The following is a 25,851-nucleotide window of genomic DNA, read 5'->3' on the forward strand; positions in this document are numbered from 1 at the left end:
TGCTGCACACATAAAAATGCCCGGATGAGGCAATCCGGGCAATCTGGCAGGTCGGCATTCGGATCAATCACACCTGAAACGTGCCAAAGCCGCCCTGCAAAAGGATAAGGGCAGGCTCTTTGGACGAGACATAAGCGACCAAAAGGGTATGACGCGGCAAGTCAGCGCCTCTCGATTCCCAGTCGCGCCATCCGGCGATAGAGCGTGTTGCGCCCGATACCAAGCGCCTTGGCCGTGTTGCTGATATGCCAGTGATGATCGTCCAGAAGCTGGCGCAGCGCGCCTTCTTCGGCCCGTTCAATCGCATCGCGTGCCGATGTTGCGGGTTTGATTGTCTCGATGCGGAAATCGTCCGGAAGATGATCGCCTTCGATCACACCGTTTTCGGCAAAGACACTGGCATATTGCAACACATTGATCAGTTCGCGCACATTGCCCGGCCATTGATGACGGGTCAGAAGTCTGATCACTTCATCACTGCATTCGACATAATCATTCGACAAAGCAGCCAACAACCGCCCGATCACATCGACAATATCACTACGTTCGCGCAAGGGCGGAACGGCAAGACGCGCGCCCTTGATCCGATAGAGCAAATCTTCGCGGAACTTGCCATCCGCTACCGCCTGATTGAGATCGACATTGCTTGCACAGATCAGTCGGAAATCGACCGGTACCGACTTGGTACTGCCAAGCGGTTCGACCTTGCGGCTTTCAAGAACACGCAACAGCCGTCCCTGTGCGGCAAGCGGCATATCGCCGATCTCATCAAGAAACAGCGTGCCGCCATTGGCCTCGCGGATGCGCCCGCCAAATCCGTCTCTTGCTGCCCCGGTAAAGGCCCCACCAGCATGGCCAAACAGTTCGTTTTCAATCAATCCTTCGGGCAGGGCCGCGCAATTGATCGCAACAAAGTTTCTGGATTTTCCAAGGGTTGCTTCATGGATATGACGCGCCAGATATTCCTTGCCACTGCCGGTTTCACCCGACATCAGGATATTGATATCGCGCGCATGCAGACGCGTTCCGATATCGTAAATCCGGCGCAATGCCGGATCACGATCCGCAATCTGCGCAATCTTCGTTGCAGGTGCGGGCGTTCTGCTGGCAATCGGGGTAGATCGCCCGACATAGTGACGGCGCATCCGTTCAGGCATCGTCACAGAGCCAAACAGAACCCCGCCCCCGGCAATATTAAGCGCCATGGCCGATGAATTCCCGCCGTCCTGTGCGGTGAATTTCGACAACAGGGCATCGACATCCATCTCGAACATATCGGCGATGTCAGTGGAATTGTTGGCTGCGGCAAGAATGCGGCGCGCTGTTGACGTCGCCCCGTTGATCTTGCCATCCGGGGCGATTGAAATCATCGCATCGCGGGTCGATCCGACATGCCGGGCTTCGGGGTGAAGATGAAGGATCACATCGCCAGCCCGTTCGTCAAAAAACAGGATGCGTTCAAGTGCATCGGCGTAATCAGCCACCATGCCGCGCACGCGCAGGCAATCGGTGCGTTTGATATCATCGCGCACAGCCGATACATCAAGCACCGAGCACACCTTGCCATCGGGATCAAAGACCGGGGCAGCTGTGCAGGTCAGCACGGAATGCTGGGACAGGAAATGTTCATCCTTATGGATGGTGATCGGGCGCCCTTCAACAATACAGGTGCCAATGCCGTTCGTACCTTCACGTTCCTCGCTCCAGACAGCACCGGGCAACAGGCCGTTGGTCCGAAATGATGGCAACAGGGAATGGGCGGCAACACTGTCAAGGATCACGCCGCTATTATCGGTCAGAAACACCGCATAACCCGACGCATCAATCTTGCGATAAAGGGTCCGGACGAGATCATGGGCATGGTGATAAAGCCGCCCGTTGCGATCACGCAATTGACGGGTCTGGCTTTCGGGCATGACTTCGGGACGGCGCAAGGTGTCATGAGCCAGACCAAAGCGTTCTTCACACCGTTGCCAGCTTTCAAGCACCGCACGATTTTGCGCACCACCGCTAAGTTGCAATGCTGCTTCTATCCGTCCGCCGGGAAGGTTTCCTGACATAGACGCTATCTCCCTTGTGTCGGTGTTTTACCCGGAATTTTCCGGTGGCGCGGCTTGTGCCGCATCCGATCACAATGGCAATCGTACCATATCGGGGGCCCTTCACGCCAAACAGTTTCGCGGTAAAAAATCCGTTCAATCCGGACTGTTCCATTTTTGGAACAATTTGCGCCGCCTGTATCGGACTGTTCGCCGTCCGTCTTTGCCTGTCGGCCTTTTCAGTATCCCGGTAACCGCATGAAAACCGGTCACTTTTCACCCCTGCCCTTAAACGTGATCAAAGTGGCATGACCTTTGCGGATAAGGCACCGTCACAATCAAAAAGCGGGCGAAAAAATCGCCTGTCGATCTCGGAGGAACCAAAATGATCTACAAGAATCCAAATGACGCCGGCAGTCCGGTAAGCTTCAAGGGCCGTTACGAGAACTTCATCGGCGGCGAATGGGTCGCTCCGTCCAAGGGCCAGTATTTCGAAAATGTCTCGCCGGTGAATGGCAAACCATTCTGCGAGGTAGCCCGTTCATCAAGCGAAGATATCGAAAAAGCACTTGATGCCGCCCATGCCGCTTTCCCGGCCTGGGGCAAAACATCGGTGACCGAGCGTGCCAACATGCTCAACAAGATCGCTGATCGCATGGAAGCCAATCTGGAAATGCTGGCTGTTGCCGAAACCTGGGACAATGGCAAGGCCGTGCGTGAAACGCTGGCCGCTGACATTCCGCTGGCGATCGATCATTTCCGCTATTTTGCTGGTGCCATTCGCGCACAGGAAGGGTCGCTTGGCGAAATTGACGACAATACGGTCGCCTATCACTTCCACGAACCACTTGGTGTGGTTGGCCAGATCATTCCGTGGAACTTCCCGATCCTGATGGCGGTCTGGAAACTGGCACCGGCCCTTGCCGCAGGCAACTGCATTGTTCTGAAACCGGCCGAACAGACCCCGGCTTCGATCTGCGTCCTTCTGGAACTGATTTCCGATCTGATCCCGGCAGGTGTCGTCAACGTTGTGCAGGGCTTTGGTGTCGAAGCCGGCAAGCCGCTGGCACAAAGCAACCGCGTGGCCAAAGTCGCCTTTACCGGTGAAACCACCACCGGTCGTCTGATCATGCAATATGCATCGGAAAACATCATTCCGGTGACGCTTGAGCTTGGTGGCAAGTCACCGAACATCTTCTTTGAAGACATCATGGCAGCAGATGACGATTTCCGTCAGAAAGCCGCCGAAGGCATGGCCATGTTTGCCCTTAACCAGGGCGAAGTTTGCACCTGCCCGTCGCGCGCCATCATTCAGGAAAGCATCTATGACAAATTCATGGATAGCGTTCTGTCGCGTGTTGCAAACATCAAACAGGGCAACCCGCTTGATACCGACACCATGATGGGTGCACAGGCCTCGACCGAGCAGATGGAAAAGATCATGTCCTATCTCGATATCGGCAAACAGGAAGGTGCAGAAGTCCTCTGTGGTGGCGACAAGGCGGATCTGGGCGGCGACCTTGCGGGTGGCTTCTATATCCAGCCGACCATCTTCAAGGGCCACAACCGCATGCGCATCTTCCAGGAGGAAATCTTTGGTCCGGTTGTTTCGGCAACCACCTTCAAGGACGATGCCGAAGCCCTTCATATCGCCAATGACACGCTGTATGGCCTGGGTGCCGGTGTCTGGACACGCGATGCCAACCGTTCGTACCGCTTTGGCCGTGATATCAAGGCCGGTCGTGTCTGGACCAACTGCTATCACCTCTATCCGGCCCACGCGGCCTTTGGTGGTTACAAGCAGTCGGGCATCGGTCGTGAAAACCACAAGATGATGCTCAACCATTATCAGCAGACCAAGAACCTTCTGGTTTCCTACGATCCGAAACCGATGGGCTTCTTCTGATCGCGCAATGACCGTGACCGGGCGCATCTCCTCCCGGATGCGTCCGGTCGCCTTTCGCGAAAAGGAGGCAGAATATGACCGGATCAGAAACCGTTCCAGTCAGGGTTACCGCCACAGATGCGGCGATTGAACTGATCAGGAAACTTAAATCGATCCACGGGCCGGTGATGTTTCATCAGTCGGGCGGGTGTTGTGATGGCAGCGCGCCGATGTGCTTTCCCGCTGGCGAGTTCAAAACCGGTGATCAGGATGTGTTGCTGGGTGAAATTGAAGGCAGTCCGTTTTTCATCGGGCGGGCGCAATTTGAATATTGGCAGCATACCCAGTTGATCATTGATGTCGTCAATGGTCGCGGCGGAATGTTTTCGCTTGAAGGGCCCGAGGGCAAACGCTTTCTGACCCGATCCCGGATTTTCAGTGACGATGAATGGAATATCCTGAAGAAGGCGGAGGAAAAGAAACCGATCATCTCCGACATCTAGGTTTCACAGGCTCAGCTGTTACCCGTGGCGTTTCGTTCCGGGCGTCATCCCCCATGATGCCTTCTCCCCGAAACGCCAGAAGGTGCTGATGGTACTGCAAATCTTTCCGTGGCTTCTTCTTCCTAGCCCGCTGCCTCCCCCATTCAGGTGGCGGGCTTTTTTTTTGCCCGTACCAGCAATTGCGAGGACGAAAACCCGACGAGGTTGTTGGGCAAGCAAGCGCGCCCCCATACCCCGGGACATTACGACTTGGTCAAATCCTGCGCCAACATCAACGCATTGCCATCGGGATCATAGAATGTCGCAGTGCTGACCATGCCCTCGATCGTTTCGGTATCCCCGTCAAACTTCACGTTTTCCTTCTCAAGGGCCGCTCGGGCAGCGGCAATGTCTGCCACGCCAAACACCGGAACCATATTGCCCGGCGATGGCTCCATCTGTTCACCCAATCCAAGGGTGACGCCTTCGGTCTTGGTCTGCATTTCACTCCAACCAGCCTCGTCGATATGCATGAGAAGCTGGAACCCCAGGTTCTTTTCATACCATTGCGCACTGGCATGACGGTCCCGCACGGATAGGGCGAGCGTGATGGTGTTATCCAAAGAAACGACAGACATGACACTTTCCTTTGTAGCAAAAATATAGTAACTATCATTTATGGATATACCACTGCTTGTCAAGCTAACTTCGAAAGCTTGGTCCCTTAAAACGCTTGCGCTGTTGCATTCCGGCGTCCCCGGGCGGCAAGCGCCCCTGATCGCGGCCACCACGGCGACGCGCAGCTCCTTTGCCGCCAGTCTGGAACATCTGTTCCAACTGGGATTGCTTGAAAGAAACCCGGGCCATGGCCACCCGCTGCGGCCTGAATTCCGGTTAACGGAACAAGGCAAGGTCGTTGCCGCGATGGCCCACCGCATCCTCGAAGCCGCACCGGACGAGGACGGGTTTGATCTTGTCAAACGAAGCTGGCCCGTCCCAATCCTGGCATTAACAGAAGCCCCCTCTCGATTTTCCACCATCAGGTCCGGTCTGGGGGCGATTACCGATCGCGCTCTTTCCAATTCACTGGGAATGCTCGAAGAGCGGGAGTGGCTTCGCCGCGAGATTGATGTCTCGCAACGAACCCCATTTCCAACCTATCAGGCGGTGAATACCGGGAAGATTATCAATCGGGCGATTGGGCTAAGCCTTTAGGGTCAGGCGCCCAGAATAACGATCACCGCACCGCTTAACATGCACAGCACGATCAGCGACATCAGGGCCGCCATCACAACCCGGCCCCCCACATGCATGACATTGCGGATATCAACACTTAATCCCAATGCCGCCATGGCAAGGATCGTCAGGAAGGAGGATGCGGTTTTCATTGAGCCCAGCGCAAATTCCGGCAAAAGCCCGAATGACCGCGCAATCATCATGACGATAAATCCGATGATGAACCAGGGCACTACCTGCGAAATCGGAAGTCGGGTTTCACGTGCCCGCCCGCCAAGCAGTGCGAGGGTAAAAATCACCGGTCCCAGCATCAAAACCCGGATCAGCTTGACCAGCGTGCCCACCTGCACAGCAAGCGCGCCTGCCGGGGCGGTTGCGGCAAGAACCTGTGGCACCGCATAAACGGTAAGACCCGAAAAAATGCCATACTGGGTAGCGGACAAGCCAAGCCCGGCATGAAGCAGCGGCAGGACAAACACAAATAGAACACCCAGCACAGCGGTAAAGGAAATTGAGGCCGCCACATCATCGGACCGGGCCTCGATCACCGGTGCGGTCGCAGCTATCGCCGAATTGCCGCAAATCGAGTTTCCACAGGCCACCAGCGTTGAAAGATGCTCTGACAATCCCAAGGCCCGACCGATATGATAGCTGACAAACAGGCTGATACAGACCACAGCCACGATGGCAACCACCAGCCCGCCCCCCGCCGATCCGATGGCCTGCGCACTGATCGACCCGCCCAGCAAAACAATCGCGATCTCAAGCACTGTCTTGCCGCAGAACCGCACACCGGCAAAATAACGCGGGGCCAACCCAAACACCGATCGCACCATCACCCCGATCAGAATGGCAAAGACCAGACTTTCCACCCAGCCACGCCCGAAAAACACGCGCTCGGCATGTTCGGCAAGCTTGGCAGCCAGTGCGACAAGCAATGTCACGGCAAGGCCTGGCAGGATCGGTTTGATGCGGGCGTTAAAAAACATGATTTTCCTGTGTTTTGATCACATCGGGAAAATCTCACGCCAGACCATTTACTTCCATCTAATAAAAACTCATATTTCATTCGATTAAATCGAACGATTGAGCTTTGCCATGATGACGCTTGAACAATTGCAGATCTTTGTTGCTGTCGCCGAACGCGAACATCTGACCCGCGCGGCCGAGGCAATTGGTCTGACTCCCTCGGCGGTCAGCTCGGCGATCAAGAACCTTGAAGGTTTTTATGGTGTGGCGCTGTTTAACCGGGTCGGACGGCGGATCGAACTGACCCAGACCGGGCGCTTGTTCCTTGATGAAGCCAAATCAACACTGGCCCGCGCACGTGCTGCCGAACTGACACTGGCCGAGCTTGGCGGGATGCAGCGCGGGGATTTGAATGTTTATGCCAGTCAAACGATTGCCAGTTACTGGCTGCCACCGTTCCTGATGAAGTTCCATGATCAATATCCCGGCATTGAAATCCATCTGACCATTGGCAACACCAAGACCGTATCTGATGCGGTACGCGGCGGGGCGGCCGACATCGGCTTTATCGAAGGCGACATTGACGAACCTGCCCTTGCCAAACGCGAAGTTGCCGAAGATGCGCTGGTGATTGTGGTCGGCCCCAAGCATCCCTGGGCCGATGGCAGGCCCTTGACCGCACAGGCCCTTGTCACCCAGACCAACTGGATCCTGCGCGAGGCCGGATCGGGCACCAGATCGGAATTCGAAAATGCATTACGCGACCTTGGTGTTGACCCGGCACGGCTTAAAACCGCACTGGTCCTGCCCAGCAACGAGGCCGTCATTACCGCCGTTGAAACCGGACTTGCGGCCACCGCCGTTTCGCAATTCGCCGTCAGCTCCCTGATCGCCCAAGGCCGACTGGCCCGTGCAAGCTTCCCGATCCCGCCGCGCAAATTCATGGTCTTGCGTCACAAGGAACGCCAGCAAACCCAAAGTTCGCTGGCGCTGGAGAAGTTGTGCCTCGCGGTTACATCATAGCCAAGAAGACCGGACATCAGAGTTTGGCCGATTACTAGACGTTACCCTTGACCGATACCTTTTCCGTATCGAGCTTACCCGATGAACCATTCAATCGTGCTTCCCCAATCAACAGACCGCGTGAAATGATGCTTCCTTCAACGCAACACCAGAAGGCAGTTATGAACGCCACCAAGACCCGCAAACATACAAAGAAAATGATCCTCTCTTCCGGGGTTCCTGCAAATTCCCCGGCTCCCAACTGCAAGATCATGCCCTTGATAATTGGTGTGGCAATAGAGAAAGTTATCAACTGAATGATCAATAATACGGGCAAAACCAACAAATTTTTCCCGACAATGTACCAGAAAGTCTTCTTGCCTCTTGCTAACGCGCGTCGCGCCGAACTTTTTCCGCCCTGCATTATCGAGACGGGCCAAGTCACAAACAGAACACCCAGAACGAGCGTCGCAAATATCGACACGGCTGCTATTGCAACGATGTAAACGGGTAGCTCTTGACTTCCTTGGACAAGCCCTTGCGAGACATTTACCCACAGCAGATGCTGCCAGAATACAATCTCCGCTGTTAAGGCAAGCACCATAATCACCATGCGATTCAAAAACGGGAAGAACATCCCCCGGCTCTCCTTTGAAAACGCAAACCAGCAAGGAGCGCCAATGAGAATGAATGAGTGCACGGAGTACATCAAAACAGCAAAAGGAACTGTGAAGGCAATAGCCACAGGAAAAACAACCAGCCCCATGGGCTGTTCAACCCTCAGTGTGAAGCCATCTTTGCTGACTGAGACAACTTGAGCAGGCTGGAAATTCGCAAGCACGAATTCAAGCCCGACCATAGCAATGATTGCTAGCAAGATGATTGGAAGGTTGTAGAAAAACCCATTCCACGCATCACGTAGTATCCAATTCTCAAACTTTGGATCGTTGAAATTCTTCGGTTGTTTTTGAGGCTCTATGTCAGTCACAAGTTAGCCTTGTTTCATGAAAGCTATGACCAGATACGCTAAACATTTTCGGCGATTAGGGGCACGTGAAAAATATATGCTCTACGGAGTTATCAGTTTCTGATTGTCTTCCTCAATTGACACGGAGTTTTTCTGGTGCTGTTCGTTAAGAAAGTAAGCGCGCGTGCATACGTTGATCAGCAGAATAACTAAATAAGCCTTGATGAAGAGTTGGATGTTGGCGATGAGTAAACCTTGCCAAGCGATATCGAGCCCGAAGGGTTTGTATATGGGCGTTGGTTGTAGCGCCCACAAGAAAAACAACGTGGCAGAGAACCTTACGATAACAAACGAGATAACCAGACCTGCAAGCCTGGGCGCTACATATCCCCATGCAGAACAGCTGCGACGAAGAGCAGGAAGCAACGGTATTTTGGCGTCCAAAACCAGATGAGGCAGAAAAGCACCAAAAAACCCGGCGGTAACGGTAAAGCAGATCAGGAAAACGATTCCAGCAAGCAGGTGAGCTCCCATCATCATACCGCCCCCTCCCATCCCGCCCATTGCGAGGTGAGCAGCGGCGTGTAGAGACGCCTGAAAGAGCAGGCTGTATACAAGTTGCGTGGGAATAGATGAAACCAAAACAATAAGGCCAACAACGCAGAAATATTTGATACCTGTCGCAATACGCGCCTTAGGAAGATCGAATTCAGCTTGACGATTAGCCAACACGTTCCGTTGGATCACATAGCCAATGATAATCCAACTTGCCCAAACAGCCCCTTCGTAGAAAAAGTCCCGCCAATTTCCGAGGAAGGCCAGAAGTTTCAGATGCTGAGCCAGTTGCACAAGTGAAATACCAAAACCGACTATCAAGAGTGGGAAAATCAATCTCCTTAGATCGGCAAAACTCTGGGCCCACAAGTTCTCTTGAAACTTCATGGTTGCTTTCTCTGTCAAAGTTTGCCCCTAACCATTTATCTTTCGGTTTTCAAAATCGATTGGTATCAAGTTTTAGAATTTCCAACCGCTACAACCTATGACGAAAATCACACCTATCCCTTTGATACTCAATCCTTCCTTCGAGTAGGGGGGTAAGTCGCCAATCGGCTCATCAACCGTCATTTTAAAAATATTACAAATGTAAATTGCGAATGCGCAATGCAGCATTTCGGACAAGCTTCTATCGAAAAGCTTACACAGAACGGCCCCTGATCGTCGGTTTTCTCCACAATCAGGTCAATCAATGAACGACTTCGCAACGCAGCGAAAAGCGTGGCCGAACAGGAAGGCTTTGCCTGATAGAAGGACCAACGCCAATGCTTGATGCAGAAATATTGGCACGCATACAGTTTGCCTTTACCGTTTCATTCCACATCATTTTCCCGTCATTCACCATCGGGCTTGCGAGCTTCCTGTTCGTGCTTGAAGCGCAGTGGCTGCGCACCCGTGATGACACCTACCTTGCGCTGTACAAATTCTGGCTCAAGATCTTTGCACTGGCCTTTGGCATGGGTGTGGTTTCCGGGATTGTGATGTCCTATCAGTTCGGTACCAACTGGGGACCGTTTTCGGAATTCACCGGCGGCGTGATCGGCCCGCTGATGGCTTATGAAGTTCTAAGCGCCTTTTTCCTTGAGGCAGGTTTTCTTGGCATCATGCTGTTTGGCCTGAACCGGGTCGGACCAAAACTTCACTTCCTTGCCACCACCATGGTTGCCGTCGGCACGCTTTTCTCGGCCTTCTGGATTTTGTCGGCCAATAGCTGGATGCAGACGCCTGATGGCTTTGTCATCGAAAATGGTCGGGCGGTTGTCACCAGCTGGATTGATGCGATCTTTAACCCAAGCTTCCCCTATCGCCTTGTTCACATGGTTCTGGCGGCTTATCTGACCACCGCCTTTGTGGTGGGTGCGGTTGGTGCATGGCATTTGCTGCGTGATCGGGAAAACCGGGCGGCACGGATCATGTTTTCCATGGCCATGTGGATGGCGGCCATTGTTGCCCCGATCCAGATCGTGGCAGGCGATATGCACGGGCTCAATACTCTTGAACATCAACCGGCCAAGGTCGCGGCAATGGAAGGCCATTTTGAAACGCAAAATGGCGCGCCACTGATCCTGTTTGGCCTGCCCGATATGAAGGCCGAAGAAACCCGGTACGCGATTGAAATTCCCAAGCTTGGCTCGATGATCCTGACCCATGACTGGGATGGCAAGATCACGGGGCTTAAGGATTTTGCCCCCGAAGACCGACCGAATGCCACCATCGTCTTCTGGACCTTCCGCATCATGGTCGGTGTTGGCGTCCTGATGGCATTGCTTGGCATTGCGAGCCTGATCGCCCGGTTCCGGCACAAGCTTTATGACTGCAAATATCTGCATCGCTTTGCCCTGATCATGGGACCAAGCGGCTTTGTCGCCATTCTGGCGGGCTGGTTCACCACCGAAATCGGACGCCAGCCATGGGTGGTGTATGGATTTATGCGCACATCAGAAGCAGGCTCGCCGGTCACCGCCACCGCAATTGCCGGATCGCTTCTGGCCTTTGTCGTGGTCTATTCAATCGTGTTCGGGGTTGGCACGGCCTATATCATCCGCGCCATGAACCATGATCCGCGCAAGGCCCATGTCCCGAGCGGCGAATTCCTTCGTGCCGGTGGCCGCCAGCTGGCCGCACATAACAATCCGCAGGCAGGAGAATGATCATGGATTATCAACTGATCTGGGTTCTTTTGATCGCGGTTGCGGTCTTTGCCTATGTCACACTCGATGGCTTTGATCTGGGCATCGGCATTCTGTTTCCCTTCATCAAGGATCCGGTGAAACGCGGGCGCATGATGAATACGGTTGCGCCGATCTGGGATGGCAATGAAACCTGGCTGGTGCTGGGCGGCGGCGGGCTTTATGCCGCCTTCCCCAAAGCCTATTCCCTGCTGATGACGGCCTTTTACATTCCGGTTTTTGTCATGCTGCTTGCCCTTGTGTTTCGCGGCGTGGCGTTCGAGTTCCGGTTCAAAAGCCAGAACCATCAGAAACATTGGGACATCGCCTTTTCTGCCGGATCAATCATTGCAAGCGCCATGCAGGGCGCGATGCTGGGCGCTTTTATCGAAGGCATTGCCGTTGAAAATGGCCGCTTTGTCGGTGGCGCGTTTGACTGGCTCAGTCCGTTTTCATTCTTCTGCGCCACGGCGGTTATTGTCGGCTATGCCCTGCTTGGCACCGGCTGGCTGATCATGAAGATGGAAGGCGATTTTCAGGGCAATCTGCGCCGTCTCGCCAAACCCGCCGTGATCTGGATGGCGGCAAATCTTGCTGTGGTGTCGCTGATGACCACTTATATCAACCCGGCCTATGCCGACCGCTGGTTTGACATGCCCAATCTGGCATTCATGGCACCGATCCCCTTGATCACGGCCGGGCTTCTGATCTGGCTATGGCGGGCGGTTTCACATCGGGAAAAGACGGTTTTCGGCATTACGCTTGCCATCTTTTTCCTGTGTTATCTTGGTTTTGGCATCACGCTTTATCCCAATATCGTCCCGCCGATGATCACGTTCAGGGATGCCGCCGCCCCGGACAACAGCCTTTCCTTCATGCTGGTCGGGGCCGTGATCCTGCTTCCTGTGATATTTGCCTATACCGCTTATGCCTATTGGGTGTTCCGCGGCAAGGTCAGTGACGAGGGGTATCATTGATGCCCAGGATCACATCGGAAAGAACCAGACGTCTGCTTTGGTTTGTCGGGCTTTATGTCGGCGGGATTGTCGTCATCGGTACTGCTGCCATGCTGCTTAAGGCCATGTTGGGTCAGGCATAAAGCACATCGCGGCTCCTGAAATGACGCCTCGCCGAGATGCGGGGCGTCAGCACCCGGCAGCAAATTCCCCCACCCTGCTGCCGGGTTTTCTCTTACTGGTTGTCCTTGCGCCGGATCAGATCGGCAAGGCATTCGATCCCGGCGCGAATGCGTTCGGGCTTTTCGGTGGCAAAGCTGAAGCGTGCAGTATTTTGCCCCGACTGGTCACAGAAAAATGCCTGACCGGGGACAAAGGCGACCTTGGCATCTTCCATCGCCTCGACCAGAAGCGCCCGGCTGTCGATATTTTCGGGCAATGTTAACCAGACAAACATGCCGCCCTTGGGCCGTGAGTAACTGACATCATCGGGCATGAATTCATCCATAGCGCCCAGCATCGCATCACGCTTTGCACGATATGCATCGCGAAGCGTTTCCAGATGGGCCGGAAACAGTTTGGTTGCGGCACGCAGCGCGATTTCCTGATTGATGGTCGACACATGCAGATCACCCGCCTGCTTCATCAAAACCAGCTGACGGATCACCGGACGCGGCGCTGTGATCCAGCCAATCCGCAAGGCCGGGGCGAGTGTTTTGGAAAAAGTGCCAAGCTGAATGACCGTTCCGGCATCGGGATCACTGCCGACCTCGTCCAGAGCCAGAAGCGATGGCAGGCTTTCGCCTTCGTATGACAGTTTGCAATAGGCCGCATCCTCAAGAATGACCGCGCCATATTTGCGGGCCGTTTCGAGAACGGCCATGCGACGATCAAGCGTGTAGGATCGACCCGTCGGGTTCTGGAAATCCGGGGCCAGATAGGCAATGCGCGCACCGGCCGCAAAGGCCGCATCAAGTTCGGCAATGACCGGGCCGTCCTCATCCATATTGATGCCGACATAGTTGGGACGGCGCATCGAAAAGGCCTGCATCGCGCCAAGATAGCTTGGCTTTTCCATAACGATTTCGCGCCCGGGTTCGAGTAACAGGCGCGCAATCATATCAAGGGCCTGCTGCGCCCCGCAGGTAATCAGAATATTGTCGATGTCACGGGTCGCACCACTTTTGGCAAGATCATCGGCAATCCATTGCCGCAATCCCGGCAGACCTTCGCTGATCGAATATTGAAGACTGCGTCGACCCGCGGTTTCGTCGCTGGTCAGGCCGTCAAACATGTCGCGAAAATCAGCAAGCGGGAAAAGATCGGGATCAGGCACCCCGCCCGCGAACGAGATAATCTCCGGGCGTTCAGCAACTTTCAGCAAATCACGAATTTCCGATGCACGCAGCGCACGGGCATCGGGCACAATCATCTCGTTCCATTGGATCGTCATGGCTTCCTCATTAGGTCAGTCTTCTTGACATTATTTGGCAAGCAACACTGACCTAAATCAAGTTTATTTTTCAAACGACAAACATTTTGAAATAAAATTACCCATCAAGCCCATAACACACCGATAGTTTGCAAACCCCGCATTAAAGGGATTCCGTCATGATTTCAAAGAGATGATAAAAGCGCGGGAAAAAATCACCGAAAGCAGCACAATGACAAAGCATGTCGTTGCTCCGTTGAAAATTGCTGAAATCACCAGCAATCCGGTATCAGCGGGAATTCCGATTGCCTGCACAATCGCGACCACCTGCCCCGTTACAGGTATGAACAGCGCTGCGATCACCGGCAGAACAAGGAAGACGGCAATCATCCGCCAAAGAACGAACCGGAATGTTGCTTTTCCACGGGACCATGTCGCGACTAATGATGGGTCAGCGCCACAAATCACGGCTCCACCCCATGTGGCTGCCACCGCAACCAGACACAGAAAAGCCATCACAACGACAGCACCAATCCCGAGCCCCCCGGTATTGGCTTCCGCGTCATCATTGCTCACTAACAACCGCAGAATATCGGGGACAAGAAACAGCTGATAGATCAGAATCATCACCACCATCAGCAGTGCCAGTAACATCATACCGGCAAAGAACATTCCTGCAGCCCTGCGGTCGATGATGCTAAACGCGGACCATCCGGCCAATCTGGTCAGAACGGAAACATGTGCACAGAATGCAACACTGACCACGGCCACCGCATCGATCAGAAAGCGGGCAACGAACCAGATTCCACCCCAAACAGAAATTGCCCCGTCCGGGCCAAGCACACCCGAACGCGGCAATATCGCATCGAATGCCGCAAACAGAACCATCCACAGCAACGCCGCCGCAATGACAGACCGGCATTGCCAGAACACGTCCCATGCGTCCTGAAGGATCCAGGCATTGAAGTCGTTGTGCGCTGTAATCTTGGCCCCCATCTCTCACCCGTCTTTTCCATCAACAGACCGGTATATGGCGATGAACAGGGCGCTTGTTCAATCATGGTTATATAGCGATTGCCGGTTTGCCCCGAAAACGCGGTCACGACATCACGCCGCCCCGACATTCTGGGTTCTGACGAAGGTATTGCGTTATCGGGCCGACAGACCTAGCCCGTCCTCGCCCGGTATGTGATCCTTGCGCAGCCGCTCTTCTCCGAGAATGAGGGTCCGGGATGCAACGGTGCCAAGCAGAACATTTACAATCAGTAACTTGCCTGCACCAAGCAATGCCCCCAACACGAAAAGAAGATGAAGCCGAGTAAGCCCACCACCCGTTTCGACCAATAATCCTATCGAAAGGTCGCCCAGCAAGAGATACGTCACATCCACAATCAGTGAAAACAGAAACGGACCAATCAAAAGCCCCATAAGGCCAAAGGCCAGTGTTCTCCATCCTCGTTTGACAGCCCGCAACAGCCCCTTGTCAAATTTCAATATGACAGCAGGCACCCAAGTCGCCCCGAACAGAAACACAATCAGGGCGAAGATCGTCCTGATCAGACCTCCGACAAGTGTCATTGAATGCTCCAGAGACGTGTTGTCGCCTGCCAGATCCCTGATATCGCTTGTGGTTAAAATCAACGTCCCGTCAACAGTCAGAAAGTAAAGAATGGACGGCACAGAAACCAGCAGGCTCAAAAATAAGTAGCGCGGAACAAACCGCAGCAGGCTGCGCATTCCTAGCTTGGAGGTTCCAGTTATCAACCAGAAGCACGTGACATATAGAACGGCACATTCGAATGCGAATTCCAAACCGGCATTGATCAGATCGACCATACCCCCGCCGACATAGAGCAAAGAGTATCGGATCACAGCGAATGCGCCACAAAGAAACATGAACCGACGCCAGTTCGCCCGGATCACTTCAATGCTCTTAGTCCAGATACCAGCTGTATTAATCGCCAGTAGCGCCATATCATCTGTCGCCATTCACGACGTCATTCATATGCAAGCGATTGGTTTTCAGCGATATTCTTTTCTTCTGTTAAACGCTTTTCGCCGCGCTGATAGGCACGCGATACGATCACCACAATCATGGCTGCAACGATAACATATTGAAGGCTGCTAACGACCATGGTTATGACCGAGGTCGTGTTGAGGACCAGCGTACCCTCACTTGATATCAATGGCTCTCCACCCGCGGTCTGCACCAGATTTACAATCATCGAACCCAAAAACATCATCAGCAACGGACCAAGCAAAATCCGCCCGGTAACGTACCATACAGTCTTCCTGCCACGCGCAATAGCACGCCCAACCCCGCTACCATCCCCGGCAAGGGCGGCAGGCAGCAATGTTGCAAAGAACACCAGAACGATCCAGAGAACCAAAAAGGTAATGATGCTGGTGATACCGATGGCAGACAGGTTCGAAACCTTGGTCATGTCTTCTGGCGACATAAGGAAATGGCCGGTCAGAACAAACAGGCCCAATGATGAAGGCAAGGTATCAAGGAGTTGGAGCGCAAGGTAACGCCCGGAAAAAAGCCGGACCCGCGACCTGTCGATTTCCCTGAATGCGAAAACGCCAGCATGTCCATTTTGCAACCAGACAAACAGGGACAGCGCAAAATACCCCGAGATGACAAGCCCAAACACAAAGATGACATAGACCTGCCCGGAAAAGGGTGCCGCCCACTGCCACAAGGCAAGCCCTATCAGTGAAACCGCGACAACTACAACATTAGCCCAACATTGCGAAAGCGCGACAAAGCTCGTTTTCCAGATACCTGGCTGCTTTTGGCCCGGTTTCGCCGAAGCCTGTTCCTGTACCATCTCAGATGACCTCCATCTGTTTGAGTTCGGCGTCCTGCAGGCTGGCTTCTGACAAGCGTGCCTCGCCCAGTTGATAGGCACGCGACAGCACCACCGCCACAAGAACAATGCCGGTTGCCCAGACCAGATATCCCAGTCCGTTCATGACAATATCAAAGGGAACAAATTTCAGTTCACCTACCTGAATGGTGTAGGTCCGCGTCGCCACGGAAAACTGTCCGGGCAAAAGGAACAGGGTTGCAAAGAACAAAACGATGTTTGCGCCCGGCCCGACAATCAATCGTGATGTGACATAGCCAAAGGTTTTTCGCCCGCGCGCGAAGGCACGCTTTAACGACGATCCATCGGCAACAAGTGCGGACGGCAGCCACGTACCGACCAGACTGAGGACGATCAGCATTGCTAGTCCGTAAAAAGCAAGCACAGCAGAAAAGACAAGAACATATTGAGCCTGCTGGCTTGCAGCTTTGATTTCCGGAACTTCAAAAAGCGGAATCATGACAAGGAGTGCGGGGATCATCGTTAGGAAGCCAATGGCCAAGCCGCGCATACAGAATTTGAAGAACGCCCATTTTGGGAGTGCGCCTGTGGCGGTAAATCCACTGACATTACGCAAAATGGTCATATGGGATGCAATAGCCAGATATGCACCGACAATATAAGTCGGCAACTGGGGTGACTCCACCTCTGGCTTCAATGCGTAAATCGCAATATCGACCAGCAGCAATGCCGCAACAGCGACTGTGAATATGACAAGGTTTTTACGGATTACATCCCTTGCCTCTCCCCAGATTGTAATATCGAATTTCATTTTTGCCCCGCCTCGTCAAAATTGAGTTCCCTCAAATTAATGCTACTTGCGGGCAACATGACTTCCTGTGACTTTCGTCACACCTATCCGCATGCGACAAAGCCCCTCCCAATGAACAGGTCCCGCCTGTCATGTTCTGACTTAACTGTTGGCTTTAATCATTGCTGTCGATAAATTAAACACAATGAATGTGTGAAAATTAATTGGCCCACAAAATTTTGTGTAAAAATAGAAATCACACTTGCTTTGCGGGGCATTCCATATTACCCATCAAAGCTAAGTGAAATACAATTATAAACACAAAAATTTGTGTTGATATACCGTCAGGAAAGAGAATGCAGCCTAATCTGACCCATCTCCGCCAGCTTGAGGCAGAGAGCATCCATATCATCCGCGAGGTTGCGGCATCGTTTGAACGACCGGTGATGCTTTATTCCATCGGCAAGGATTCATCGGTTCTGCTGCATCTCGCCCGCAAGGCGTTTTATCCGGCACCGCCCCCCTTCCCGCTGATGCATGTCGATACCACCTGGAAGTTCCGCGAGATGATCGAATTTCGCGACCGGATGGCGGCGGAATACGGCTTTGATCTGATTGTTCATATCAATCAGGACGGTGTTGAACGCGGCATTGGCCCCTTCACCCATGGGTCCAGCCTGCATACAGACGTTATGAAGACGGAATCGCTTAAACAGGCGCTGAACAAATACAAGTTCGATGCGGCCTTTGGCGGTGCCCGCCGTGATGAGGAAAAGGCGCGCGCCAAGGAACGTGTATTTTCGTTCCGGACCGAGACCCATCGCTGGGATCCGAAAAACCAGCGCCCGGAATTGTGGGATATCTATAACGCCCGGATCAATAAAGGCGAAAGCATCCGTGCCTTCCCGATCTCCAACTGGACCGAGCTTGATATCTGGCAATACATCTATCTCGAACAGATCCCGATCGTGCCGCTGTATTATTCGGCAAAACGTCCGGTGGTCGAACGCGATGGCATGCTGATCATGGTTGATGACGACCGTATGCCGCTTAATCCGGGTGAAAAGCCGGAAATGAAGTCGGTGCGTTTCAGAACGCTGGGCTGCTATCCCCTGACCGGTGCCGTTGAGTCCGAGGCAGCCACCCTGCCCGACATTATCCAGGAAATGCTTCTGACCCGTTCAAGCGAACGTCAGGGCCGTATGATTGACCATGACCAGGCCGGGTCGATGGAGAAGAAAAAGCAGGAAGGGTATTTCTGATGGCACACCAGTCCGACCTGATTGCCGAAGATATCCTCGGCTACCTGAAATCGCAGGAAGAAAAAAGCCTTCTGCGTTTCATCACCTGCGGCAGCGTGGATGACGGCAAATCGACCCTGATCGGGCGTTTGCTTTGGGATTCCAAACTGATTTTCGAAGACCAGCTGGCCGCTCTTGAATCTGATAGCCGCAAGGTTGGCACACAGGGCGGCGAGATTGACTTTGCCCTGCTGCTTGATGGTCTGCAGGCCGAACGCGAACAGGGCATCACCATTGATGTGGCCTATCGCTTCTTCTCGACCGACAAGCGCAAATTCATCGTCGCCGATACGCCGGGCCATGAACAATATACCCGCAACATGGCAACCGGTGCCTCGACCGCCGATGTTGCGGTGATCCTGATTGATGCGCGCAAAGGCATCCTGACCCAGACCCGCCGTCACAGCTTCATCACCTCGCTTCTGGGGATCAAGCACGTGGTTCTGGCCGTCAACAAGATGGACCTGATCGATTATGATCGCACCAAATTTGACGAGATCGTTGCCGCCTATCAGGAATTTGCCGCCCAGCTGAATTACAGCTCGATCACTGCGATCCCGCTTTCCGCCCTTCGAGGCGACAACATGATCGAAGCCAGCGCCAATACGCCCTGGTATTCCGGCCCGACGCTGCTTGCCCATCTTGAGACCGTTCAGGTCGAACAGGATGCGATCAACAAACCGTTCCGCCTTCCGGTCCAGTGGGTCAACCGCCCCAACCTTGATTTCCGTGGCTTTTCCGGCACCATTTCATCGGGCCGGGTCAAGCCGGGTGACGAGATTGTCGTCACCGCATCGGGTCAGACCAGCAAGGTCAAGGATATCGTCACCTTTGATGGTAACCTTGAAGAAGCCATTGCCGGTCAGGCGATCACGCTGACCCTTGAAGACGAAATCGACATCTCGCGCGGCGACGTTCTGGCCCCTGTTGAGGCCAAACCGGACTTTGCTGATCAGTTTGAAGCACGCATCATCTGGATGCATGAAGATCACCTTCTGCCCGGTCGTCCCTATATTATTAAAATGGGCGCACAGGTCACCAACGCACAGATCAGCGACCTGAAGTACAAGGTCAATGTCAATACGCTTGAACATGTGGCGGGCAAGACGCTTGAACTCAATGAAGTCGGGATTGCCAATATCTCGACCGACAAGGCACTTGCCTTTGATCCCTACGATGACAACCGTCACTCCGGTCGTTTCATCATCATTGACCGCTTTACCAACGCGACCGTTGGTGCAGGCATGGTCAACCATTCCCTTCGCCGTGCGACCAATATCAAATGGCAGGAAATGGACATCAACAAACAGGCGCGCGCCTATCAGAAAGGCCAGAAATCGGTCATTCTGTGGTTTACCGGCCTATCGGGTGCAGGGAAATCAACCGTGGCCAACCTGGTGGAGAAAAAGCTCCATGCGCTTGGCAAGCATACCTACACCCTTGATGGTGACAATGTCCGTCACGGCCTGAACAAGGATCTTGGCTTTACTGATGCTGATCGCGTCGAAAACATTCGCCGCGTTGGTGAAACCGCCAAGCTGTTTGTCGATGCCGGCGTGATCACGCTGGTCTCCTTTATCTCGCCATTCCGAAGCGAGCGCCAGCTGGCGCGCAGTCTGGTTGGCAAGGACGAGTTCATCGAAGTCTTTATCGATACCCCGCTTGAAGTCTGTGAACAGCGCGACGTCAAGGGCCTGTACAAGAAGGCCCGTGCGGGCGAGATCGCCAACTTTACCGGCATTTCCAGCCCCTATGAGCGTCCGGAAAATGCCGAGATCGTGGTGAATACTTCAGACCAGAGCGCTGAAGAAGCAGCTGAGGCAATCGTCGCCAAGCTTGAAGAGTTCGGCGTTCTGGGTGCCTGGTATCCTGAAATCTGATCCCTGATCTGATCCCTCAACAGATCAGCCGCAAGAAACCCCGGCATATGACGATGCCGGGGTTTCTTGCTTCAAATACAAAGCTTCAATCCAAACCAGTCACTCAACAATGCCCCACCAGTTCGATCAATATGACAGGCGGCCACCTCAAACGGCCGCCTGAAATTTACCTGACATCAAAATCGATATTGGCACCATCACATTTACAGAACTGGCACTGGAATCAGGGACCAATTTAACCATTCTTGATCTATAACCCTGACGAACAAGGATGTTTCATGAGTTCACCTTACAAGGATAATTTTGGCAAACCGGTTGGTCATCCGGTTGAGAACTGGACCGGATGCAAGCTGCCCCCACGCAGTGACATGACCGGTCAACATGTGATTGTCAGCCCGGTCAACGTTGCGCGCGACGCCCGTCAACTGTTTGACGCCAACAATGCGGCTGCCGACGGATCGCGTTTTACCTATCTCTGGACACATGCCTTTGATGATTTTGACGCTTACCGCGCCTGGCTTGAGGGCATGGTAGCCAATAGCGACCCGATTCTGCATGCCATCATCGACAAATCGACCAATATGGCGGTCGGTGTGGCCGCCTTCATGCGGATCGATACAGCCAATGGCGTGATTGAAGTCGGCAATATCAATTATGCCCCGGCCCTGTCCAAAACCATCGGCGGGACCGAGGCGATGTATCTGATGATGAAGCGTGCCTTTGATGAACTGGGCTATCGCCGCTATGAGTGGAAATGCGACGATCAGAACGCCCCCTCTCGCGCCGCCGCCGCCCGATACGGCTTTACCTATGAAGGCACCTTCCGCAATCACATGGTCTATAAGGGACGCAACCGCGACACCGCCTGGTTTTCGATCACCGATGAAGAATGGCCAGCTGTTCGGGCCGGGTTTGAAGCCTGGCTGTCGCCCGATAACTTCGATGAAAATGGCACCCAACGCCATTCACTTCAGGCCCTGATGCACCCTGTCTCGTGATCCGGGGCTCCTCGCATGGTCTTATGCCGACAAACCCCGCATATGCGGGGTTTGTCGGCTTTACCGATTTAACGATTGATCATCATACTTGGCAGGAAAGTCGCGATTTCCGGCCACACAGTAATAAGCACCAAACCAAACAGCATCAGGAAAAAGAAAGGCAGAGAGGCCTTGGTAATGGTCAGAATGTCACGACCACTCATGCTTTGAAGAACAAACAGGTTAAAACCGACCGGCGGCGTAATCTGCGACATCTCAACAACCAGAACCAGATAGATACCAAACCAGATCGGATCAAGCCCGGCACTCTGGATCATTGGCAAGGCTACGGACGACGTCAGAACGATCATGGATGTGCCCTCAAGGAAACATCCAAGAACGATATAGATCAGTGTCAGGACAACAATCAGCATGTAAGGCGACATGCCCATTTCGTTGATCCAGTTGGTCAGGGCCACCGGAATGCCGGTAAATGCCATTCCAACTGACAGAAACGCAGCCCCCAGAATGATCAAAACAATCATGCATGTGGTTCGGGTTGCCGACATCAGGCTTTCAAAAAAGTCCCGCCCGGAAAATGCCCCCGTCAGCTTTGCAAACCAGGGCGTTCTCGGGGCTCATGCGGATTTTTCAGGTACGGTTACAGCCTTTCGGAAACTGATCCGTCAAGCCGTTAGGAATGACGGTGCGGAAATCGTCATTCTTGGCGGTGCAGTCACCGCAGGCATGAAACAGCAGCTCGAAAATGAAAGCCCGGCCCCCATACTCGAAGGCGTGGATTGCGCCGTCCGGCTGGTCGAACAGTTATGGAACGAGAAATCCGCCCCCAGCCACGACACACGACAGCTTGATGCGCCTTGATGCCCCGGATCAAATTCCGCCCGGCCAGAACACAGCCATGGGTTGATTTAGAAATCCATTCCCGGAACAAAACATGATAGGTTCAAATCGTCCCGGCGCGCCGCCGCAACGGATCAGGAAAGAACCATCATGCCCCGCAACAGCTTGTTCCGGTCTCTTGTCGACCGGGCCAGAATGGCCATCATGATCATCATAGCCCTGCCGGGCCTTGCCAAGGCCGACATCACCCTTCCGATCCCCACGGACGATGATATCATCCGGGTCGAGCTGCACAGCTATAAACAACTTGCCAGCTTCTTTGATGATCTGGGCTATACACCGGAATCATGGAATGCCGGGGAACGGATTATTCCGCGCCTGTTCTTACAAACCATTCCCGGCCAATGGCGTGATGAAATCGCCGACCAGCTTACGGTCACAGCAAAAAAACGCACATTTTTCCGTACCCTTGGTCCGCTGACCTTGCTGGCAAACGAAGAAATCGCCTTTCAGCAAAAAGCACTCAGCGATGCGATTGCCAATAACGACACCGCTGTCATTGCCGAACTGGCCGGTCAATATCGCGTCAATACAGCACCTGATGATCCGGCAACCATTGCTGAATTGCAAAAGCGGATCGCCCCCGTCCCGCCGTCCCTTGCCATGGCGCAAATGGCAATCGAAAGCGGCTGGGGAACATCACGCTTCGCGGCCGAGGGGAACGCGCTGTTCGGACAATGGACCTATGACGGTGAAGGGATCACCCCGGAACAACAGAGAAGCCATCTTGGTGACTATAAGATCGCGGCTTTCAAAACACCGTTCGGCTCGGTCCGGGCCTATATGATCAATCTCAATACCGGTTCGGCCTACGTGGAATTTCGCGATATGCGCGCAGGCATGATCAAACGCAATGAACCGCTTTCGGGAACGTCACTTGCCGAAACGCTGACCCGTTATTCAGAACGCGGCAACGTCTATATCAAGGAAATCCAGGCCGTCATCAGACAGAACAATCTGGCCCATGCCGATGAGGCTGTTCTTGAAGACAATCCCTATTATCACCTGATCCCGCAAGGCGAATGACCGCCTTCCAACAGGATTTCAAACCTTCTGACGAACTGGTGATTTTGAATTATCCGGTAGCAGAACTATAGTCGGCAAGAAACACGCTAACCGGATGATATCACAATGTTTGACGCTCGCCTGCGCCCCCTGATCGACAAGCCGCTCATTGTGGTTGCCAGAACCCTGTCCGGGACGGGTATTACACCAAACATGATCACCGGATTTGGTTTTGTACTGGGGTTTCTCGGTGCTGCTTGTCTGGCCTTTAAGCTTGATTATGCCGCGCTTGTCCTGATCCTGGCATCAAGAATAATGGATGGACTGGATGGTGCGGTTGCCCGCCATGCCGCCCCGCGATCCCGCCATCCCGGCGCCAAAACCCAGGAAAGCGATCTTGGCGGATATTATGACATCGTTTCTGACTTCCTGTTTTATTCGGGGATTATTCTGGGCTTTGCCATCGGACGCCCCGAACACGCATTAATGGCGGCCTTCCTGATTTTTTGCTTTGTCGGTACGGGGTCGAGTTTTCTGGCCTATGCCATCATTGCCGCCAAGCAAAACCGCAATCATGACAGGCAGGGCAAGAAGAGCTTCTATTTCCTGACCGGCATTACAGAAGGCAGTGAAACCATCCTTGTCCTGTGCCTGATTTGCGTCTTTCCACACTGGTTTCCCCAAATCGCAGCGATCTTTGGTGTGCTTTGCCTGATGACGACATTCGGGCGCGTATTGCAGGCCCGTCGGGACTTCGGATAAGGTCTGTGATCCGCCTCAACGTCTTGAAACATCTTTGGTTCAAAACCATATCGCTGTCATGACACCATGATGCATTACCGACCGTTTTTCATACGCAGTAAGGAACAAGATGCGGCCTCGTTCATTGCTTTCTGCCATCTTTCTTGGGTGTTTCCTCCTCGTTGCCTGTGATCAGACAGGCCCGATCAAGATAGGCTTTATTGCCCAACTGAGCGGACCGGGTTCCGATACCGGCACAGATTCCCTTAATGCCCTGAAACTTGCGGCCCAACAGATCAACAATTCGGGCGGCATCAATAGCAGAATGATTGAAATCATCCCCCGTGATGATGAAAAATCCCCGGAACTTGCACAGAAATTTGTCCGCGAATTCGGCGAACTTGGCGTTGAAGCCATTGTCGGCCCGATCATCAGTTCAATCGGGATGGCGATGCTTCCAGTCATTAACGAGCTTGGCATTGTCACGGTTTCGCCCACAATATCGGCGGCCGAATTTGCCGGATTTCGTGATTATCTGTTTCGTATGAACACAACGACCCGGGAAAATGCGCGTGCTTATGCCAAGCGCAGCATCAGTCTTGGACGCAAACGCGTATCGCTTGCCCTTGATGGCCAGAACGAAGCATTCGCCGACAGCTGGTATCGCGAGTTTCTGTTGGAGTTTGACGAACTTGACGGGCGGGTTATTTCCAAGGTCTGGATCAATAATGACAACGGTACACATGCTGATGCTGCATCCCGGCTTCTTGAAGATGCGCCCGATGCCATTGTCCTGATCACCAACAGTGGCGACAGCGCCACCATGGCAAGGGAAATCCGCAAACTGAATGCGGACATACCCCTTTCCGCTGCCGAATGGGCCGGATCGGATTCCCTGATTGAAGTCGGAGCCGATGCCGTAGAGGGCATGGAACTTATCCAGGCCTATGACCGCTATGACACCAATCCGCGCTTTCAGAAATTCGTCGCCGACTACAGCTTGATGTTTGATCGCGAACCCGGCTATAGCGCCGTCCTGACCTATGACGCGGCAACCATGCTGTTTACCGCTTTAAGCACCAAGCATCCTGACCAGTCTCTTGCCAACGCCATGACCACCTTGCCACCTCAGACCGGTTTGCATCAGGAATTGATGTTTGACCAGTTTGGCGATGGCAACCGCAACATCTATTTCGTGGTGATCGAGAACGGGAAGTTCATCCGCATACAGTGAAATCGCGCATCACCCAAAACAAAAGCCCTGCAAATGCAGGGCTTTTGTTGATTGCAGACCAGCAGGCAACAAAACCTAGTGGTCGCTTTCTTCAAGGAAATGATCGCCAAGGCCGGTATCATATTCCATGCCTTCCTTGGTCAGAACGATGCTGGCCGGATAACCATCCTTGACCAGACCTTTACGGGCCAGCGCCACCCAGACAGCCGGGTTTTCAAAACCGCTGGCATCACGGGCCGACACCGTGAACTGGCCGACATGCACGTGATCACCATGCGCATGCGGTACACGCAAAAGCGCGGCTTCGCCACTGGCTTCGTCAATCCGGCCCGAATTCGGGTCCTTGGCGATGACCTGTGCCAGCACAAGGGTACGAAGCTGCAAATTATTGAGTTTGAGCGGATTTTTGCGAACGAATGCCATATCTGGTTTCACCCCGGTTTCAATGCGTTATTTGCAAGGACATATCTGTTACTT

At 53.5% G+C, this 25,851-nt stretch carries 26 protein-coding genes; 14 read left to right on the forward strand and 12 right to left on the reverse strand.

Annotated features, from left to right (window positions below; translation table 11 throughout):
- Window positions 1-161: 161 nt before the first annotated feature.
- On the reverse strand, window positions 162-2,060 hold the full coding sequence (locus ACTU44_RS16145; RefSeq protein WP_462095921.1) for a sigma-54-dependent Fis family transcriptional regulator: 1,899 nt from the start codon (window positions 2,058-2,060) through the stop codon (window positions 162-164).
- Window positions 2,061-2,424: 364 nt separating this feature from the next.
- Here ACTU44_RS16145 and exaC point away from each other — a divergent pair, with 364 nt between their 5' ends.
- Both exaC and ACTU44_RS16155 read left to right on the forward strand, forming a co-directional pair.
- Complete coding sequence (gene exaC, locus ACTU44_RS16150; RefSeq protein ID WP_114098427.1) at window positions 2,425-3,945, forward strand: acetaldehyde dehydrogenase ExaC; 1,521 nt, start codon at window positions 2,425-2,427, stop codon at window positions 3,943-3,945.
- 74 nt (window positions 3,946-4,019) lie between these two features.
- The gene (locus ACTU44_RS16155; RefSeq protein WP_114098428.1) at window positions 4,020-4,427 is read left to right on the forward strand and encodes a DUF779 domain-containing protein; all 408 of its coding nucleotides are present in this window, start codon (window positions 4,020-4,022) and stop codon (window positions 4,425-4,427) included.
- A 242-nt stretch (window positions 4,428-4,669) separates the two neighbouring features.
- Here the strand turns inward: ACTU44_RS16155 and ACTU44_RS16160 are convergent, their stop codons facing one another.
- Window positions 4,670-5,044 carry a VOC family protein gene (locus ACTU44_RS16160; RefSeq protein WP_336082473.1) on the reverse strand — a complete coding sequence of 125 codons (375 nt, stop codon included), beginning with the start codon at window positions 5,042-5,044 and terminating at the stop codon, window positions 4,670-4,672.
- 40 nt (window positions 5,045-5,084) lie between these two features.
- Between ACTU44_RS16160 and ACTU44_RS16165 the strand changes: the two genes are divergently transcribed.
- Window positions 5,085-5,621: a winged helix-turn-helix transcriptional regulator gene (locus tag ACTU44_RS16165; RefSeq protein ID WP_336082471.1), complete on the forward strand. Its 537-nt coding sequence runs from the start codon at window positions 5,085-5,087 to the stop codon at window positions 5,619-5,621.
- Window positions 5,622-5,623: 2 nt separating this feature from the next.
- Here ACTU44_RS16165 and ACTU44_RS16170 read toward each other — a convergent pair whose 3' ends face one another.
- On the reverse strand, window positions 5,624-6,631 hold the full coding sequence (locus ACTU44_RS16170; RefSeq protein WP_462095922.1) for a YeiH family protein: 1,008 nt from the start codon (window positions 6,629-6,631) through the stop codon (window positions 5,624-5,626).
- 109 nt (window positions 6,632-6,740) lie between these two features.
- On the opposite strand from ACTU44_RS16170, the gene ACTU44_RS16175 reads away from it, so the two are divergent.
- Entirely contained in the window at window positions 6,741-7,634 is an 894-nt protein-coding gene (locus ACTU44_RS16175) for a LysR family transcriptional regulator (protein ID WP_462095923.1), read from the forward strand.
- A 34-nt stretch (window positions 7,635-7,668) separates the two neighbouring features.
- Here ACTU44_RS16175 and ACTU44_RS16180 read toward each other — a convergent pair whose 3' ends face one another.
- Both ACTU44_RS16180 and ACTU44_RS16185 read right to left on the reverse strand, forming a co-directional pair.
- Complete coding sequence (locus tag ACTU44_RS16180; protein ID WP_462095924.1) at window positions 7,669-8,601, reverse strand: hypothetical protein; 933 nt, start codon at window positions 8,599-8,601, stop codon at window positions 7,669-7,671.
- Between the two features lie 81 nt (window positions 8,602-8,682).
- Window positions 8,683-9,522: a hypothetical protein gene (locus ACTU44_RS16185; protein WP_462095925.1), complete on the reverse strand. Its 840-nt coding sequence runs from the start codon at window positions 9,520-9,522 to the stop codon at window positions 8,683-8,685.
- A 377-nt stretch (window positions 9,523-9,899) separates the two neighbouring features.
- Here ACTU44_RS16185 and ACTU44_RS16190 point away from each other — a divergent pair, with 377 nt between their 5' ends.
- Genes ACTU44_RS16190 through ACTU44_RS16200 form a run of 3 tightly spaced genes read left to right on the forward strand, consistent with a single transcriptional unit; the run spans window position 9,900 to window position 12,402 of the window.
- On the forward strand, window positions 9,900-11,285 hold the full coding sequence (locus ACTU44_RS16190) for a cytochrome ubiquinol oxidase subunit I (protein ID WP_114098430.1): 1,386 nt from the start codon (window positions 9,900-9,902) through the stop codon (window positions 11,283-11,285).
- 2 nt (window positions 11,286-11,287) lie between these two features.
- Window positions 11,288-12,280: a cytochrome d ubiquinol oxidase subunit II gene (gene cydB, locus ACTU44_RS16195; protein ID WP_443082643.1), complete on the forward strand. Its 993-nt coding sequence runs from the start codon at window positions 11,288-11,290 to the stop codon at window positions 12,278-12,280.
- Window positions 12,280-12,402 carry a DUF2474 domain-containing protein gene (locus ACTU44_RS16200; RefSeq protein WP_220150312.1) on the forward strand — a complete coding sequence of 41 codons (123 nt, stop codon included), beginning with the start codon at window positions 12,280-12,282 and terminating at the stop codon, window positions 12,400-12,402. Before cydB ends, ACTU44_RS16200 begins: the two co-directional genes overlap by 1 nt.
- 92 nt (window positions 12,403-12,494) lie before the next feature.
- Here the strand turns inward: ACTU44_RS16200 and ACTU44_RS16205 are convergent, their stop codons facing one another.
- The 5 genes from ACTU44_RS16205 to ACTU44_RS16225 form a co-directional block, all read right to left on the reverse strand.
- Entirely contained in the window at window positions 12,495-13,712 is a 1,218-nt protein-coding gene (locus ACTU44_RS16205) for an aminotransferase-like domain-containing protein (protein ID WP_462095926.1), read from the reverse strand.
- A 156-nt stretch (window positions 13,713-13,868) separates the two neighbouring features.
- The gene (locus ACTU44_RS16210; protein ID WP_462095927.1) at window positions 13,869-14,687 is read right to left on the reverse strand and encodes a hypothetical protein; all 819 of its coding nucleotides are present in this window, start codon (window positions 14,685-14,687) and stop codon (window positions 13,869-13,871) included.
- A gap of 153 nt (window positions 14,688-14,840) precedes the next feature.
- Window positions 14,841-15,680 carry a hypothetical protein gene (locus ACTU44_RS16215; RefSeq protein ID WP_462095928.1) on the reverse strand — a complete coding sequence of 280 codons (840 nt, stop codon included), beginning with the start codon at window positions 15,678-15,680 and terminating at the stop codon, window positions 14,841-14,843.
- An 8-nt stretch (window positions 15,681-15,688) separates the two neighbouring features.
- Window positions 15,689-16,525: a hypothetical protein gene (locus ACTU44_RS16220; protein WP_462095929.1), complete on the reverse strand. Its 837-nt coding sequence runs from the start codon at window positions 16,523-16,525 to the stop codon at window positions 15,689-15,691.
- A gap of 1 nt (window position 16,526) precedes the next feature.
- Window positions 16,527-17,336 (reverse strand): hypothetical protein, encoded by an 810-nt coding sequence (locus tag ACTU44_RS16225; RefSeq protein WP_462095930.1) that lies wholly within the window; start codon window positions 17,334-17,336, stop codon window positions 16,527-16,529.
- A gap of 347 nt (window positions 17,337-17,683) precedes the next feature.
- Here ACTU44_RS16225 and cysD point away from each other — a divergent pair, with 347 nt between their 5' ends.
- The 3 genes from cysD (at window position 17,684) to ACTU44_RS16240 (ending at window position 21,494) form a co-directional block, all read left to right on the forward strand.
- Window positions 17,684-18,577 carry a sulfate adenylyltransferase subunit CysD gene (gene cysD, locus ACTU44_RS16230; RefSeq protein WP_258548718.1) on the forward strand — a complete coding sequence of 298 codons (894 nt, stop codon included), beginning with the start codon at window positions 17,684-17,686 and terminating at the stop codon, window positions 18,575-18,577.
- The gene (cysN, locus tag ACTU44_RS16235) at window positions 18,577-20,496 is read left to right on the forward strand and encodes a sulfate adenylyltransferase subunit CysN (protein WP_114098438.1); all 1,920 of its coding nucleotides are present in this window, start codon (window positions 18,577-18,579) and stop codon (window positions 20,494-20,496) included. The genes cysD and cysN overlap by 1 nt, the downstream gene beginning before the upstream one ends.
- A 278-nt stretch (window positions 20,497-20,774) precedes the next feature.
- The gene (locus ACTU44_RS16240) at window positions 20,775-21,494 is read left to right on the forward strand and encodes a GNAT family N-acetyltransferase (protein ID WP_462095931.1); all 720 of its coding nucleotides are present in this window, start codon (window positions 20,775-20,777) and stop codon (window positions 21,492-21,494) included.
- A gap of 68 nt (window positions 21,495-21,562) precedes the next feature.
- Here the strand turns inward: ACTU44_RS16240 and ACTU44_RS16245 are convergent, their stop codons facing one another.
- The gene (locus ACTU44_RS16245) at window positions 21,563-22,018 is read right to left on the reverse strand and encodes a TRAP transporter large permease subunit (RefSeq protein ID WP_462095932.1); all 456 of its coding nucleotides are present in this window, start codon (window positions 22,016-22,018) and stop codon (window positions 21,563-21,565) included.
- On the opposite strand from ACTU44_RS16245, the gene ACTU44_RS16250 reads away from it, so the two are divergent.
- From ACTU44_RS16250 to ACTU44_RS16265, 4 genes are all read left to right on the forward strand, one after another.
- A complete protein-coding gene (locus ACTU44_RS16250) occupies window positions 22,002-22,355 on the forward strand; it encodes an aspartate/glutamate racemase family protein (RefSeq protein ID WP_181850271.1) in 354 nt (117 codons plus the stop codon). The two genes, ACTU44_RS16245 and ACTU44_RS16250, sit on opposite strands and share 17 nt — an antisense overlap.
- Window positions 22,356-22,484: 129 nt before the next feature.
- Window positions 22,485-23,420, forward strand: a complete 936-nt coding sequence (locus ACTU44_RS16255) for a glucosaminidase domain-containing protein (protein ID WP_462095933.1) — start codon at window positions 22,485-22,487, stop codon at window positions 23,418-23,420.
- Window positions 23,421-23,525: 105 nt separating this feature from the next.
- On the forward strand, window positions 23,526-24,161 hold the full coding sequence (locus tag ACTU44_RS16260; RefSeq protein ID WP_114098443.1) for a CDP-alcohol phosphatidyltransferase family protein: 636 nt from the start codon (window positions 23,526-23,528) through the stop codon (window positions 24,159-24,161).
- A gap of 109 nt (window positions 24,162-24,270) precedes the next feature.
- On the forward strand, window positions 24,271-25,374 hold the full coding sequence (locus ACTU44_RS16265) for an ABC transporter substrate-binding protein (RefSeq protein ID WP_114098444.1): 1,104 nt from the start codon (window positions 24,271-24,273) through the stop codon (window positions 25,372-25,374).
- 75 nt (window positions 25,375-25,449) lie between these two features.
- Here the strand turns inward: ACTU44_RS16265 and ACTU44_RS16270 are convergent, their stop codons facing one another.
- The gene (locus ACTU44_RS16270) at window positions 25,450-25,797 is read right to left on the reverse strand and encodes a hypothetical protein (protein ID WP_462095934.1); all 348 of its coding nucleotides are present in this window, start codon (window positions 25,795-25,797) and stop codon (window positions 25,450-25,452) included.
- Between the last annotated feature and the right edge of the window lie 54 nt (window positions 25,798-25,851).

It is taken from the genome of Thalassospira sp. SM2505 (assembly GCF_054901115.1).

What these genes read in the sequence shown, in the direction of transcription:
- ACTU44_RS16210 (WP_462095927.1), bottom strand. Translation starts at nt 14,687, where the DNA reads ATGGGGGCCAAGATTACAGCGCACAACGACTTCAATGCCTGGATCCTT.
- ACTU44_RS16165 (WP_336082471.1), top strand. Translation starts at nt 5,085, where the DNA reads ATGGATATACCACTGCTTGTCAAGCTAACTTCGAAAGCTTGGTCCCTT.
- ACTU44_RS16160 (WP_336082473.1), bottom strand. Translation starts at nt 5,044, where the DNA reads ATGTCTGTCGTTTCTTTGGATAACACCATCACGCTCGCCCTATCCGTG.
- ACTU44_RS16220 (WP_462095929.1), bottom strand. Translation starts at nt 16,525, where the DNA reads ATGGTACAGGAACAGGCTTCGGCGAAACCGGGCCAAAAGCAGCCAGGT.
- ACTU44_RS16240 (WP_462095931.1), top strand. Translation starts at nt 20,775, where the DNA reads ATGAGTTCACCTTACAAGGATAATTTTGGCAAACCGGTTGGTCATCCG.
- ACTU44_RS16270 (WP_462095934.1), bottom strand. Translation starts at nt 25,797, where the DNA reads ATGGCATTCGTTCGCAAAAATCCGCTCAAACTCAATAATTTGCAGCTT.
- ACTU44_RS16145 (WP_462095921.1), bottom strand. Translation starts at nt 2,060, where the DNA reads ATGTCAGGAAACCTTCCCGGCGGACGGATAGAAGCAGCATTGCAACTT.
- ACTU44_RS16255 (WP_462095933.1), top strand. Translation starts at nt 22,485, where the DNA reads ATGCCCCGCAACAGCTTGTTCCGGTCTCTTGTCGACCGGGCCAGAATG.
- ACTU44_RS16155 (WP_114098428.1), top strand. Translation starts at nt 4,020, where the DNA reads ATGACCGGATCAGAAACCGTTCCAGTCAGGGTTACCGCCACAGATGCG.
- cysN (WP_114098438.1), top strand. Translation starts at nt 18,577, where the DNA reads ATGGCACACCAGTCCGACCTGATTGCCGAAGATATCCTCGGCTACCTG.
- ACTU44_RS16215 (WP_462095928.1), bottom strand. Translation starts at nt 15,680, where the DNA reads ATGGCGACAGATGATATGGCGCTACTGGCGATTAATACAGCTGGTATC.
- ACTU44_RS16205 (WP_462095926.1), bottom strand. Translation starts at nt 13,712, where the DNA reads ATGACGATCCAATGGAACGAGATGATTGTGCCCGATGCCCGTGCGCTG.
- ACTU44_RS16170 (WP_462095922.1), bottom strand. Translation starts at nt 6,631, where the DNA reads ATGTTTTTTAACGCCCGCATCAAACCGATCCTGCCAGGCCTTGCCGTG.
- ACTU44_RS16200 (WP_220150312.1), top strand. Translation starts at nt 12,280, where the DNA reads ATGCCCAGGATCACATCGGAAAGAACCAGACGTCTGCTTTGGTTTGTC.
- ACTU44_RS16245 (WP_462095932.1), bottom strand. Translation starts at nt 22,018, where the DNA reads ATGATTGTTTTGATCATTCTGGGGGCTGCGTTTCTGTCAGTTGGAATG.
- ACTU44_RS16260 (WP_114098443.1), top strand. Translation starts at nt 23,526, where the DNA reads ATGTTTGACGCTCGCCTGCGCCCCCTGATCGACAAGCCGCTCATTGTG.
- ACTU44_RS16175 (WP_462095923.1), top strand. Translation starts at nt 6,741, where the DNA reads ATGATGACGCTTGAACAATTGCAGATCTTTGTTGCTGTCGCCGAACGC.
- cydB (WP_443082643.1), top strand. Translation starts at nt 11,288, where the DNA reads ATGGATTATCAACTGATCTGGGTTCTTTTGATCGCGGTTGCGGTCTTT.
- exaC (WP_114098427.1), top strand. Translation starts at nt 2,425, where the DNA reads ATGATCTACAAGAATCCAAATGACGCCGGCAGTCCGGTAAGCTTCAAG.
- ACTU44_RS16225 (WP_462095930.1), bottom strand. Translation starts at nt 17,336, where the DNA reads ATGAAATTCGATATTACAATCTGGGGAGAGGCAAGGGATGTAATCCGT.
- ACTU44_RS16265 (WP_114098444.1), top strand. Translation starts at nt 24,271, where the DNA reads ATGCGGCCTCGTTCATTGCTTTCTGCCATCTTTCTTGGGTGTTTCCTC.
- ACTU44_RS16185 (WP_462095925.1), bottom strand. Translation starts at nt 9,522, where the DNA reads ATGAAGTTTCAAGAGAACTTGTGGGCCCAGAGTTTTGCCGATCTAAGG.
- ACTU44_RS16190 (WP_114098430.1), top strand. Translation starts at nt 9,900, where the DNA reads ATGCTTGATGCAGAAATATTGGCACGCATACAGTTTGCCTTTACCGTT.
- ACTU44_RS16250 (WP_181850271.1), top strand. Translation starts at nt 22,002, where the DNA reads ATGATCAAAACAATCATGCATGTGGTTCGGGTTGCCGACATCAGGCTT.